The organism is Pseudomonas sp. MPC6, from assembly GCF_006094435.1.
Lineage (GTDB): Bacteria > Pseudomonadota > Gammaproteobacteria > Pseudomonadales > Pseudomonadaceae > Aquipseudomonas.
The window spans coordinates 2,016,121-2,029,807 of record NZ_CP034783.1; the positions used below are offsets into that span (position 1 = coordinate 2,016,121).

At 63.0% G+C, this 13,687-nt stretch carries 8 protein-coding genes; 4 read left to right on the forward strand and 4 right to left on the reverse strand.

From position 1 onward, the window contains the following. Positions 1-85 precede the first annotated feature (85 nt). A complete protein-coding gene (gene acnA / locus ELQ88_RS11480; protein ID WP_138965123.1) occupies positions 86-2,827 on the reverse strand; it encodes an aconitate hydratase AcnA in 2,742 nt (913 codons plus the stop codon). 207 nt (positions 2,828-3,034) lie between these two features. Between acnA and rlmM the strand changes: the two genes are divergently transcribed. Continuing rightward, positions 3,035-4,108 carry a 23S rRNA (cytidine(2498)-2'-O)-methyltransferase RlmM gene (gene rlmM / locus ELQ88_RS11485; protein WP_128870463.1) on the forward strand — a complete coding sequence of 358 codons (1,074 nt, stop codon included), beginning with the start codon at positions 3,035-3,037 and terminating at the stop codon, positions 4,106-4,108. Between the two features lie 359 nt (positions 4,109-4,467). Next, positions 4,468-4,710, forward strand: coding sequence for a sulfurtransferase TusA (gene tusA, locus ELQ88_RS11490; RefSeq protein WP_168187343.1), 243 nt, complete (start codon positions 4,468-4,470; stop codon positions 4,708-4,710). Between the two features lie 149 nt (positions 4,711-4,859). Here tusA and ELQ88_RS11495 read toward each other — a convergent pair whose 3' ends face one another. Next, positions 4,860-6,269, reverse strand: a complete 1,410-nt coding sequence (locus ELQ88_RS11495; protein WP_138965125.1) for an MATE family efflux transporter — start codon at positions 6,267-6,269, stop codon at positions 4,860-4,862. 1,254 nt (positions 6,270-7,523) lie between these two features. Between ELQ88_RS11495 and pdxB the strand changes: the two genes are divergently transcribed. Beyond that, a complete protein-coding gene (pdxB, locus tag ELQ88_RS11520; protein ID WP_138965135.1) occupies positions 7,524-8,666 on the forward strand; it encodes a 4-phosphoerythronate dehydrogenase PdxB in 1,143 nt (380 codons plus the stop codon). A 152-nt stretch (positions 8,667-8,818) separates the two neighbouring features. Here pdxB and ELQ88_RS11525 read toward each other — a convergent pair whose 3' ends face one another. After that, positions 8,819-8,998, reverse strand: a complete 180-nt coding sequence (locus ELQ88_RS11525) for a PA1571 family protein (protein ID WP_138965137.1) — start codon at positions 8,996-8,998, stop codon at positions 8,819-8,821. Between the two features lie 258 nt (positions 8,999-9,256). On the opposite strand from ELQ88_RS11525, the gene ELQ88_RS11530 reads away from it, so the two are divergent. Further along, positions 9,257-11,044, forward strand: a complete 1,788-nt coding sequence (locus ELQ88_RS11530) for an ABC transporter transmembrane domain-containing protein (RefSeq protein WP_178084751.1) — start codon at positions 9,257-9,259, stop codon at positions 11,042-11,044. Positions 11,045-11,610: 566 nt separating this feature from the next. Here ELQ88_RS11530 and ELQ88_RS11545 read toward each other — a convergent pair. After that, the gene (locus ELQ88_RS11545; protein ID WP_138965141.1) at positions 11,611-13,539 is read right to left on the reverse strand and encodes a transglycosylase SLT domain-containing protein; all 1,929 of its coding nucleotides are present in this window, start codon (positions 13,537-13,539) and stop codon (positions 11,611-11,613) included. Between the last annotated feature and the right edge of the window lie 148 nt (positions 13,540-13,687).

Sequence of the window (13,687 nt, forward strand, 5' to 3'; positions counted from 1 at the left end):
AGGGGGCTGTGGGGGGCATGGATTGTGTGGACGGCCAGGAAGCCGATGTGGGGTTGGTGTTGGCACCAACCCCGGTTTGGTGGGTTTAGGAGGCTATTAGTTGGCGTAGGACGTAGTGCAGGATGCCTCCGGATTTGAAGTATTCCACCTCGTTGAGGGTGTCGATCCGGCACAGCACTTCGATTTTTTCTTGGCGGCCGTTGGGGCGGGTGATGACCAGGGTCAGGTTCATGCGCGGTGTCAGTTCGGCGCCGGTCAGGCCGAGGATGTCGAGGGTTTCTTTGCCGGTGAGGTTGAGGCTTTTGCGGTTCTGGTCGAGTTTGAATTGCAGGGGCAGTACGCCCATGCCGACCAGGTTGGAGCGGTGGATGCGTTCGAAGCTTTCGGCGATGACGGCTTTGACGCCGAGCAGGTTGGTGCCTTTGGCGGCCCAGTCGCGGCTGGAGCCGGTGCCGTATTCCTGGCCGGCGATGACCACCAGCGGGGTGCCGCTGGCCTGGTAGCGCATGGCGGCGTCGTAGATCGGGATTTTTTCGCCGGTCGGGATGTAGATGGTGTTGCCGCCTTCTTCGCCGCCGAGCATTTCGTTGCGAATGCGGATGTTGGCGAAGGTGCCGCGCATCATCACTTCGTGGTTGCCGCGACGGGAGCCGTAGGAGTTGAAGTCGCGCGGTTCCACGCCTTTGTCGCGCAGGTAGTGGCCGGCGGGGCTATCGGCCTTGATGTTGCCGGCCGGGGAGATGTGGTCGGTGGTGACGGAGTCGCCGAGCAGGGCGAGGACTCGGGCGCCGGCGATGTCCTTGACCACGGGGGGCGGGCCGCCGATGTCGTCGAAGAACGGTGGGTGCTGGATGTAGGTCGAGTCGTCCTGCCAGACGTAGGTCGCGGCCTGGGGCACTTCGATCGCCTGCCATTGTTCGTCGCCGGCGAAGACTTCGGCGTATTCCTTGTGGAACATGGCGGTGTTGACCTGGTTCACGGCGTCGGCGATTTCCTTGCTGCTCGGCCAGATGTCGCGCAGGTAGACCAGGTTGCCGTCTTTGTCGGTGCCCAGGGGTTCGCTGCTGATGTCCATTCGCACTGTACCGGCCAGGGCATAGGCGACGACCAGGGGCGGGGAGGCCAGCCAGTTGGTTTTCACCAGGGGGTGCACGCGGCCTTCGAAGTTGCGGTTGCCGGAGAGCACCGAGGCGACGGTGAGGTCGGCTTGCTGGATGGCTTTTTCGATCGGTTCCGCCAACGGGCCGGAGTTACCGATGCAGGTGGTGCAGCCGTAGCCGACCAGGGCGAAGCCGAGTTCGTCGAGGTATTGGGTCAGGCCGGCGGCCTTGTAGTAGTCGGTGACCACTTTCGAGCCGGGGGCCAGTGAGCTCTTGACCCAGGGTTTGCGCTTGAGGCCTTTTTCCACGGCTTTTTTTGCCACCAGGCCGGCGGCCATCATCACGCTCGGGTTGGAGGTGTTGGTGCAGGAGGTGATGGCGGCGATGACCACGGCGCCGTTTTTCAGGCGGTAGGTCTGGCCTTCGTAGTCGTAGTCCGCTTCGCCGGCCAGGTCGGCGTTACCGACGGCGACGCCACCGCCGCCTTCGCTTTCCAGGCGGCCTTCTTCCTTGCTGGTGGGTTTGAATTGCAGGTCGGTGAAGTCACTGAAGGCTTGTGGGACGTTGGGCAGGGAGACGCGGTCTTGTGGGCGTTTCGGCCCGGCGAGGCTGGCTTCGACGCTGCCCATGTCCAGGGCCAGGCTGTCGGTGAAGATCGGTTCTTTGCCGGGCAGGCGCCACAGGCCTTGGGCCTTGCTGTAGGCCTCGACCAGTTTGACCGTGGCCAATGGCCGGCCGGAGAGGCGCAGGTAGTCCAGGGTGATGTCGTCCACCGGGAAGAAGCCGCAGGTGGCGCCGTATTCCGGGGCCATGTTGGCGATGGTCGCGCGGTCGGCCAGCGGCAGGTCGGCGAGGCCGTCGCCGTAGAATTCGACGAATTTGCCGACCACGCCTTTTTTGCGCAGCATTTGGGTGACGGTCAGCACCAGGTCGGTGGCGGTGATGCCTTCCTTGAGCTTGCCGGTGAGTTTGAAGCCGATCACTTCCGGGATCAGCATCGACACCGGTTGGCCGAGCATCGCCGCTTCCGCTTCGATCCCGCCGACGCCCCAGCCGAGTACGCCGAGGCCGTTGATCATGGTGGTGTGGGAGTCGGTGCCGACCAGGGTGTCGGGGAAGGCGTAGGTGCGGCCGTCCTCGTCCTTGGTCCAGACGGTGCGCCCGAGGTATTCCAGGTTGACCTGGTGGCAGATGCCGGTGCCCGGTGGCACCACGCTGAAGTTGTCGAAGGCGCTCTGGCCCCAGCGCAGGAAAGCATATCGTTCACCGTTGCGCTGCATTTCGATGTCGACGTTCTGGCCAAAGGCGCTGGCACTGCCGAATTTGTCGACCATCACCGAGTGGTCGATCACCAGGTCCACCGGCGACAATGGGTTGATGCGCTGCGGGTCGCCCCCGGCCTTGGCCATGGCGGCGCGCATGGCGGCCAGGTCGACCACCGCGGGCACGCCGGTGAAGTCTTGCATCAACACGCGGGCAGGGCGGTACTGGATTTCGCGATCGCTGCGCCGCTCCTTGAGCCAGGCGGCGATGGCCTTGAGGTCGGCGCCGGTGACGGTTTTTTCATCTTCCCAGCGCAGCAGGTTTTCCAGCAGGACTTTCAGCGACATCGGCAGCTGGTCCAGGTCGCCGAGGCTCTTGGCGGCCTCCGGCAGGCTGAAATAGTGGTAGGTCTTGTCGTCGACTTGCAGGGTTTTAAGGGTGTTCAGGCTATCGAGGGACGGCATTGCGATCACTCCTTGAAGTCCGCACGGCACGGACTGAGGGGACGGACAGAGCATTAAAGCTAGCCCTGTTTTCAGTAGCTGGCTAATAACTGGACTCTATGGACAAGTCCAAGGTTCCGAACTCGGCTATCATGCGCCGGTTTTCGTGACAGGCTTTACTACAGGGCAAGTTGCGCAGCGATTCATTGCCGATTGCCAGGAGATTCAATGAACACCCTCTTTATGCATTGCCGGCCGGGCTTCGAAGGCGAAGTCTGTTCCGAGATTTCCGAACACGCCGCACGGCTGAACGTGGCCGGTTATGCCAAGGCCAAGACCGCCAGCGCCTGCGCCGAATTTATCTGCACCGAGGAAGACGGCGCCGAGCGCTTGATGCGCGGCCAGCGTTTTGCCGAGCTTATTTTTCCGCGGCAGTGGGCTCGGGGGATTTTCATCGATCTGCCGGAAACTGACCGTATCAGCGTGATTCTTGCGCACATGGCGGATTTTCCGCTGTGCGGCAGCTTGTGGCTGGAGATGGTCGACACCAATGATGGCAAGGAGCTGTCGAATTTCTGCAAGAAGTTTGAGGGGCATTTGCGTAAGGCGCTGATGGCGGCTGGCAAGTTGGTGGAAGATCCTTCTAAACCGCGGTTGCTGCTGACGTTTAAAAGCGGGCGTGAAGTGTTTATGGGGCTGGCGGAGTCGAATAACTCGGCGATGTGGCCGATGGGCATTCCGCGCCTGAAGTTTCCGCGTGAGGCACCGAGCCGGTCGACTTTGAAGCTGGAAGAGGCCTGGCACCACTTTATTCCGCGGGATCAGTGGGATGAGCGGCTGCACAGTGATATGACCGGCGTGGACCTTGGCGCCGCGCCGGGTGGCTGGACTTGGCAGCTGGTCAATCGGGGCATGTTGGTGACCGCGATCGACAATGGGCCGATGGCGGAGAGCCTGATGGAGACCGGGCTGGTGCAGCATTTGATGGCTGACGGCTTTACCTTCAAGCCGCGGCAGCCGGTGGACTGGATGGTCTGCGATATCGTCGAGAAACCGGCGCGTAATGCGGCGATGCTGGAGGAGTGGATTGGCGAGGGGCATTGCCGGGAAGCGGTGGTTAACCTCAAGTTGCCGATGAAACAGCGGTATGCCGAGGTGAAGCGCTTGCTGGAGCGGATTGCCGACGGGTTCAAGGAGCGTGGGATTCGGGTTGAGATTGGCTGCAAGCAGCTGTATCACGACCGGGAAGAAGTGACCTGTCACCTGCGGCGGCTGGACGTGAAGAAACCGAAATCCCGGTGATACACGGAACGGGCGTCGTGCCTGGGTCCTGCGATCGACACGGCCCCCTGTAGGAGCTGGCTTGCCGGCGAAAGCGGTGGGTCAGGCGAGATTGATGTTGGATGTCAGGCCGCCTTCGCTGGCAAGCCAGCTCCTACACGGGAATTGGCGTCGTGCCTGGGTCCTGGGATCGACACGGCCCCTGTAGGAGCTGGCTTGCCAGCGAAAGCGGTGGGTCAGGCGAGATTGATGTTGAATGTCAGGCCGCCTTCGCTGGCAAGCCAGCTCCTACACAGGGGGGCGGTGTGATGACGAAGATGACCGAACACCCGGCAATGAGCGACAATGCCGGCAAGTTTCAGGAGTGAACCATGAGTGAAATGACCGATACGCCGGTAGACGGCACCCTCGACGCCAGCGGCCTCAACTGTCCGGAGCCGGTGATGATGTTGCACCAGCACATCCGTGACCTGGTGCCCGGCGGCCTGCTGAAGGTGATCGCCACCGACCCGTCGACCCGTCGCGACATTCCCAAGTTCTGCGTGTTTCTCGACCATGAACTGGTGGCGCAGCAGGAAGAGGCAGGCACTTACCTGTACTGGATCCGCAAGAAGTCCGGTTAAACGCTGGCCCCCTGTAGGAGCTGGCTTGCCAGCGAAGGTCGTCAACGATTACGCGTTTCTATCGGTTAAACGTGGCGCTCTCAGGTGTTTCGCTGGCAAGCCAGCTCCTACAGGGGCATCTGCGTGCGCTGTGCGTCAGCGGCTCTGCCTTAACCCGCCGAACGGCTGATGCGGATCTGTTTGCGGGCACTGCGCGTCAAGCGGATCGACAGCATCAGCGCCGCGCAGCTCAGGCCGACGATCAGGCCCTGCCACAACCCGCTCGGGCCGCTCGGGGTGCCGAACCAGTCGGTCAGGCCCAGGGCGTAGCCCACCGGCAAACCGATGCCCCAGTAGGCGAACAGGGTCAGGATCATCGTCACCCGGGTGTCCTGATAACCCCGCAGCGCGCCGGCCGCGGTGACCTGGATCGCGTCGGAGAACTGGAACAGCGCCGAATACACGATCAGCATCGACGCCACCTGGATCACCATCGGGTCGGCGGTGTAGATGGTTGCGATGTGTTCGCGCAGTAGCAGCATCATGCTCGCGGAAATACACGCATACGCCAGCGCCGTGCCCATGCCGACTCCGGCGGCGAAGCGCGCTTCGCGCGGCTGCTGGCGCCCGAGTGCCTGGCCGACGCGCACGGTCACGGCCATGCCGAGGGAGTAGGGGATCATGAACACCAGCGAGCTGAAGTTCAGCGCGATCTGGTGCCCGGCGACCACGGTTGCGCCCAGGCTGCCGATCAGCAGGGCGATCACCGCGAAGATGCTCGACTCGGCGAACACCGCAATCCCGATCGGCAGGCCGATGCCCAGCAGGCGTTTGATCACCGACCATTGCGGCCAGTCGAAACGGCTGAACAGCTTGCTCGATTGGTAGGCCGGCGCCCAGCGTTCCCAGCCGGCCATGCCCAGCGCCATCACCCACATCACGATCGCCGTGGCCCAGCCACACCCGACGCCACCCATGGCCGGCACCCCGAAGTGGCCATAGATGAATATGTAGTTCAGCGGAATGTTCAGCGCCAGCCCGCACAAGCCGAGGACCATGGCCGGGCGCGTGCGGCCGAGGCCGTCACTGAAGCAGCGCAGCACATGGTAGATAGCGACGGCGGGCAGGCCGCTGGCGATGCCGTGCAGGTATTGCATGCACGGGTCGATCAGCTCGGGATCGACTTTCATCAGGTGCAGGATCGGTTCGGCGCTGAATAGCATGACGGTCGCCATCAAACCCACCACCAAAGCCAGCCACAGGGCCTGACGGACGATCGGGCCGATTTCGCTGTGGGTGCCGGCGCCGAACCGCTGGGCGACTTTCGGCGTGGTGGCCAGCAGGGTGCCGGTCATCAACAGGAACACCGGGACCCAGATCGAGTTGCCCAGCGCCACCGCCGCCAGGTCCCGCGGCCCGACCCGGCCGGCCATCACCGCATCGACGAAGCCCATGGCGGTGGTCGCCAGCTGCGCGACCATGATCGGCAGGGCCAGGGCGAGCAGGGTTTTCAGCTCCAGGCGAATTCGGGCGGGGCGGGTGAGGGCGGGAGCGGCGGGGCGGTCGGTTACGGAATTCAAGGGCGGAACGTCCAAAGGTGTTTGATGCGCGGGGCGGGGCATTCTACGCCTTGACGCGTTGGTCAGGAAAAGTCCTGTGTTGGGATTTTGTAATGGGTTCCTTGGGGCGCTCCACATTCCCTGTAGGAGCTGGCTTGCCAGCGAAAGCGATGGGTCAGGCGAGATTGATGTTGGATGTCAGGCCTTCTTCGCTGGCAAGCCAGCTCCTACACGGGAACTGGCGTCGTGCCTGGGTCCTGCGATCGACACGGCCCCCTGTAGGAGCTGGCTTGCCAGCGAAAGCGGTGGGTCAGGCGAGATTGATGTTGGATGTCAGGACGTCTTCGCTGGCAAGCCAGCTCCTACACGGGAACTGGCGTCGTGCCTGGGTCTTGCGATCGACACAGCCCCCCTGTAGGAGCTGGCTTGCCAGCGAAAGCGGTGGGTCAGGCGAGATTGATGTTGGATGTCAGTCCTTCTTCGCTGGCAAGCCAGCTCCTACACGGGAACTGGCGTCGTGCCTGGGTCCTGCGATCGACACGGCCCCCCTGTAGGAGCTGGCTTGCCAGCGAAAGCGGTGGGTCAGTCGACATTGATGTTGGATGTCAGGCTGTCTTCGCTGGCAAGCCAGCTCCTACACGGGAACTGGCGTCGTGCCTGGGTCCTGCGATCGACACGGCCCCCCTGTAGGAGCTGGCTTGCCAGCGAAAGCGGTGGGTCAGTCGACATTGATGTTGGATGTCAGGCTGTCTTCGCTGGCAAGCCAGCTCCTACACGGGAACTGGCGTCGTGCCTGGGTCCTGCGATCGACACGGCCCCCCTGTAGGAGCTGGCTTGCCAGCGAAAGCGGTGGGTCAGTCGACATTGATGTTGGATGTCAGGCTGTCTTCGCTGGCAAGCCAGCTCCTACACGGGAACTGGCGTCGTGCCTGGGTCCTGCGATCGACACGGCCCCCCTGTAGGAGCTGGCTTGCCAGCGAAAGCGGTGGGTCAGTCGACATTGATGTTGGATGTCAGGCTGTCTTCGCTGGCAAGCCAGCTCCTACACGGGAACTGGCGTCGTGCCTGGGTCCTGCGATCGACACGGCCCCCCTGTAGGAGCTGGCTGCCAGCGAAAGCGGTGGGTCAGGCGAGATTGATGTTGGATGTCAGGCCGTCTTCGCTGGCAAGCCAGCTCCTACAGGGGGCGGGGTCTTTTCGTATGAGGTGAGCGATGCCCGCTGGCCCACCACGGTCATCTCCGCCTACACTGCCAACCCGCCAAAGGAGCCTGCCATGCTGATTGTTGCCGACGAAAATATCCCGCTGCTCGATGCCTTCTTCGAAGGTTTCGGTGAAATCCGCCGGGTGCCGGGACGTTCCATCGACCGCGCGACCGTCGAACAGGCGGATGTGCTGCTGGTGCGTTCGGTGACCAACGTCAATCGCGCGCTGCTCGAGGGCAGCAAGGTGCGGTTTGTCGGCACCTGCACCATCGGCACCGATCACCTGGACCTGGATTACTTTCAGCGGGCCGGCATCACCTGGTCCAGCGCGCCCGGTTGCAATGCCCGGGGCGTGGTCGACTACGTGCTGGGCAGCCTGCTGACCCTGGCCGAGATCGAAGGCGCCGACCTGACGCAGCGCACCTACGGGGTGGTGGGGGCCGGCGAGGTGGGGGGGCGGTTGGTCAAGGTCCTGCAAGGGCTGGGCTGGAAGGTGCTGGTCTGCGATCCACCCCGGCAAGCGGCCGAAGGCGGCGATTACGTCAGCCTCGAGCAGATCATCGAACAGTGCGACGTGATCAGCCTGCACACGCCGTTGAAGAAGCACGGTGCGCAGTCGACCTGGCATCTGTTGGACAAGAACCGCCTGAATCAACTCAAGGACGGGACCTGGCTGATCAACGCCAGTCGTGGCCCGGTGGTGGATAACGCCGCGTTGCGCCAGGTGCTGTTGCAGCGTGAAGACCTGCAAGCGGTGCTGGATGTCTGGGAAGGCGAGCCCGAAGTCGATGTGGCGCTGGCCGAACTCTGCGTGCTGGCGACGCCGCACATTGCCGGTTACAGCCTTGACGGCAAGCAGCGCGGGACGGCGCAGATCTATCAGGCGTATTGCCGGTTCCTCGGGCAACCGGAGCAGGTCAGCTTGAGCGATCTGCTGCCGGCGCCCTGGTTGTCGCAGGTGACCTTGAATGGGCAAAGCGATCCGGCCTGGGCCTTGGCGATGGTGTGCCGGGGTGTGTACGACCCGCGCCGCGACGATGCGGATTTTCGCCGCAGTCTGGTCGGAAGTGTGAGCGAGCAGCGGGCGGCGTTTGATGCGTTGCGCAAGCATTATCCGCTGCGGCGGGAGATTGATGGGTTGCAGGTGCGGATCGAGGGGGATTCCCCTGTGCTGCACAAGATGGTGCTGGCGCTGGGGGCGGTGGCGGTTTAGGGACCGGGTCAGCCCCTTCGCGGGCAAGCCTCGCTCCTACGGGTCATGCGTGTAGGAGCGAGGCTTGCCCGCGAATGACGCACCCCATTTGCCGGATCAGCACCCATAAAAAACCCGGCCTCCCGGGCCGGGTCAAGAAGACGGTGGCTATATCAATCTTGTTTGGCAGGCGTGACCAATCGCTGTTCCAGTTCGCGGCAAGCGTCCTGGATCATGCCTTCAGTGATCGGTACTTCGCGCCCTTCTTCATCGATAATCGAGCAACCCAGAGACTGGTCTGGCTGTGTGCGGATCACTTCAATCTTGTCATCGCTGCTGTTCTGCAAGGACATGGCCTGTCTCCTCATCAGGTTGTGTGCTTACTGTAGAGCCGCCAGGTGACCGGGCTGTGACAACTCCCTGCGGTCTTTCCGGGCGGCAATATCAGTCCACCAGAAATACTGCGCGCTTGCCACCGGAACTTTAGACCAATAGCGTCTAGAGGCTAGACATTGCGGTCATAATTAACCCGACTCATTGTGATTTACACCGTTTGCGCCCCCATTGAGCGGTGCAGGCTGGCCCGATTAATGGCTGTATCCTGTACAGGGATGGTCCTGATGCTCTCTGCTCGTCAACGCCGCGCGTTCCGCCTGGCCAGTCGTTTTCTCGCGCCGTATCGTTGGCCGGCCCTCGGTGCCTTGCTCGCCTTGATCGTCACGGCCGGCATCACCCTGTCCATGGGCCAGGGCATTCGCCTGTTGGTGGACCAGGGGTTCATGACCCAGTCGCCGCACTTGCTCAATCAGTCCATTGGCCTGTTCCTGCTGCTGGTGCTCGGCCTGGCGATCGGCACGTTCGCGCGGTTTTACCTGGTGTCGTGGATCGGCGAGCGCGCGGTTGCGGACATCCGCCGCCAGGTGTTCAACCACCTGATTTACCTGCACCCGGGGTTCTACGAAGACAACCGCAGCTCCGAGATCCAGTCGCGCCTGACGGCCGATACCACCTTGTTGCAATCGGTGATCGGCTCTTCGCTGTCGCTGTTCCTGCGCAATTTGCTGATGGTGATCGGCGGGATTGTCCTGCTGTTCATCACCAACCCCAAGCTCACCAGCATCGTGGTGATCGCCTTGCCCCTGGTGATCGCGCCGATCCTGATTTTCGGCCGCCGCGTGCGCAGCCTGTCGCGCCTGAGTCAGGACCGGATTGCCGACATCGGCAGCTACGTCTCCGAAACCCTGAGCCAGATCAAGACCGTGCAGGCCTACAACCATCAGGCCCAGGACGAGCAGCGCTTCGCCGTGACCGTGGAAGAGGCCTTCGACACCGCGCGCAAACGCATCTTCCAGCGCGCCTGGCTGATTACCCTGGTGATCCTGCTGGTGCTGGGCGCGGTCGGGGTGATGCTGTGGGTCGGCGGGATGGATGTGATTGCCGGGCGGATTTCCGCGGGTGAACTGGCGGCCTTTGTGTTTTACAGCCTGATCGTCGGCAGTGCGTTCGGCACCTTGAGCGAAGTGATCGGCGAATTGCAGCGCGCCGCCGGCGCCGCCGAGCGGATTGCCGAGTTGCTGCGCTCGGAAAACATCATCCAGCCACCGACCACCGGCCTGGTGACCTTGCCGGAACGGGTCAAGGGCGACCTGGTGCTGCAAGACCTGCGTTTTTCCTACCCGTCGCGTCCGGAAAGCTACGCCGTCGATGGCTTGAACCTGACCATCAACGCCGGCGAAACCCTGGCTCTGGTCGGACCGTCCGGGGCTGGCAAGTCGACGGTGTATGACCTGCTCCTGCGCTTTTACGATCCCGCCGAGGGCCGCATCCTGCTCGACGGCATCCCCCTGACCCGACTCGACCCGCTGGACCTGCGCCGCTGCTTCGCCCTGGTCTCGCAAAGCCCGGCCCTGTTCTATGGCAGCATCGAAGAGAACATCCGCTACGGCAACCCGGCGGCGACCCTGGCCCAGGTCAGGGAGGCGGCCAAAATCGCCTACGCCCATGACTTTATCGAAGCCATGCCCAACGGTTACCAGTCCCACCTCGGCGATGCCGGCCTCGGCCTGTCCGGCGGCCAGCGCCAACGCCTGGCCATCGCCCGGGCGCTGCTGGTGGATGCGCCGATCCTGCTGCTCGACGAAGCCACCAGCGCCCTCGATGCCCAGAGCGAACACCTGATCCAGCAAGCCCTGCCCAGCCTGATGAAAAACCGCACCACCCTGGTCATCGCCCACCGCCTGGCCACGGTGAAAAACGCCGACCGGATCGCGGTGATGGATCAGGGGAAACTGGTGGCGGTGGGGACGCATCAGGAGTTGATTGCGAGCAATGCGTTGTATGCGCGGTTGGCGGCGTTGCAGTTCAGTGACGGCAAGGCTGAATCCGGTCTTCTCCTATAGGCAATCGGGGTATACATAATCCCGAGTCCGGCAAAGTACCCGTGTAGGAGCCGGCTTGCCGGCGAAGACGGTGGCACATTCAGCAGAGGTGTTGGCTGGCAGACCGCTTTCGCTGGCAAGCCAGCTCCTACAGGGGATCTTCTGTGAACACGAAATCGTGGGCGACGTCGATCCCGTGTAGGAGCCGGCTTGCTGGCGAAGACGGCGGCACATTCAGCAGAGGTGTTGGCTGGCAGACCGCTTTCGCTGCGGTGCGGCGATCCGACAAGCCAGCGCCTACAGGGGATTTTCAGCGAACGCCAGATCGGTGAACGCCACCGATCTGTGTAGGAGCCGGCTTGCCGGCGAAGGCGGCGGCACATTCAGCAGATGTGTTGGCTGGCAGACCGCTTTCGCTGGAAAGCCAGCTCCTACAGGGGATCTTCTGTGAACACGAAATCGTGGACGACGCCGATCCTGTGTAGGAGCCGGCTTGCCGGCGAAGGCGGCGGCACATTCAGCAGAGGTGTTGGCTGGCAGACCGCTTTCGCTGGCAAGCCAGCTCCTACATGAGCGCGTTTACAGGATCATTGATCGTCAAAATACCGCTCATGCCAATCCACCAGCGGCTGTGGCGAGTTGAGCTTCTGGCCATAGATCACCGAGTACGACAACACGTTCTGCACGTACTGGCGGGTTTCGTCGAACGGGATGCTTTCCACCCACACGTCGAAGCTCAGGTGGTCCGCGCCGCGCAGCCACTGGCGCACACGGCCGGGGCCGGCGTTGTAGGCGGCGGAGGCGAGGACGCGGTTGCCGTTGAACTGGGCGTGGACCTGGCTCAGGTACGCGGCGCCGAGCTGGATGTTCTTGTCCGGATCGAGCACCTGCTGTGGCGAGGCCAGTGGAATGCTGAACTTGCGCGCGGTTTCCTTGGCGGTGCCGGGCATCAACTGCATCAGGCCGCTGGCGCCGACGCTGGAACGGGCGTCTTCCATGAAGGCGCTTTCCTGGCGGGTGATGGCGAACACCCAGCTCGAGTGCAGCCCACGGACCTTGGCTTCACGCACCAGGGTTTCGCGGTGGGCCATCGGGAAGCGGATGTTCAGGTCGTCCCAGTACTGCGCCTGGCTGATGGTGCGGATCGCCGGGAAATACCATTTCAGGTCATAGGCCAGTTTGGCCTGGGCGACCATTTCATCGCGGCTCAAGTGGCGGCTGACGTGGTACCACTCGCGACGACCGTCGACGATTTGCCCGCGGGCGTGGAACTCCAGTGCCCGACGGATGCCCGGGGTGTTGCGCACCTTGTTGATCAGGGCCTGGCTGAGCACCAGCGGTTTGTTGTTCAGCGAGTAGGGCGACTGCGAGCGATCGGCGGCCAGGAACCCGTAGAAGTCACGCTCGCGGGCCAGGCCCTTGTAGAGCGTCTGTGCTTCCGGGCTCTGCGGCTGCGCCAGTTCCAGGCTGCGCGCCTGCCAGTAGCGCCAGCGGTTGGTCGTCGCCAGGTCCTGCGGCAGGCGGCGGCTCAACTGGTAGGCTTCGTCCCAGCGGGCCAGGCGCAACAGCAGGCGCATGCGCCATTCCGACACGGTGTTGTCGCGCAGTTCCGGGTCATATTTGGTCATCATGTCCAACGCCCGAGGGTCGAACCGCTTGGCCAGGGACAGCCCGATTTCCCGGGCGATCGCCACTTTTTCGTCGCGGGAGAAGTGCATGCTGCTGGCATAGCCGTCGAGCATCTGCATCGCCCGGTCCGGATCCTGCCGTGCCAAGCGGCGCAGGCCGAGGCTGACCACGTCGGACATCGGCTCGTCGGCCGGGATGAAGCGCGCCGGGTCGTTGAGCAGTTCAGGTTTTTGCGCCACTTCCACCAGCAGGCGGCCGCGGGGGGCGAGGGTGGTCAGGCCGTTGACCAGGCTGTTGGCCAGCGGATAGTTGCGCGCGTGGGCCGCGAGCTTGGTGCGCTCCCAGCGTCGCTGCTCGGTCAGTTGGCCTTCGGCGGCCCAGATACCGAACAGCGTGTCGCAGTTGGCCGGTTGGGTTTTGCCGGTCAGCCAGAGTTTTTGCGCGTTGGCGTAGCCTTCGGTTTTCTGGTTATGGGTGATCTGGTACTGCGCGTTGAGGCAGTCCAGCTCAGTGAAATTCATCTTCGGGTCGTAATACTTGACGAAGGTCGCCCAGTCGCCGCGTTCGGCCAGCCAGCGCAACCAGCGCAATTTCATCCAGTTGGCCTGGGGCAGGTCACCGTGTTCGGCGAGGAATTTCTCGATTTCGGCATTGCTTGCGAATTTCAGGCGCGCGGTCAGCTCGTCATACGCCAGGTACGGTTCCAGCGGATAATCGGCGAGGGCCTGGCTGTAGCGAAAATACGGACCGGTGTCACCCTTGGCCAGGGCGCGCTTGGCTTCGTCGTAATACTGGCGTTGGGTGGACAAATCCACGGCCTGGACGGTTTGAACGGCAGTGGCAGTAAGAAGGAAACAGGACAAAAGACTTAAAAGGCGACTGCGCATGAGACGTCCGGGCAGAGAAATCATGACAAGCGCAAGCGAGGCTCGCGCTGAATTAACTGTAGCTTAGCCTTTTGCCAGCAACGGGCGAAAGCTTTGCCGGCGTTGCAGCATCAACTCGCAACATTTGTCCTGCAGAGTGGGGCCCAGG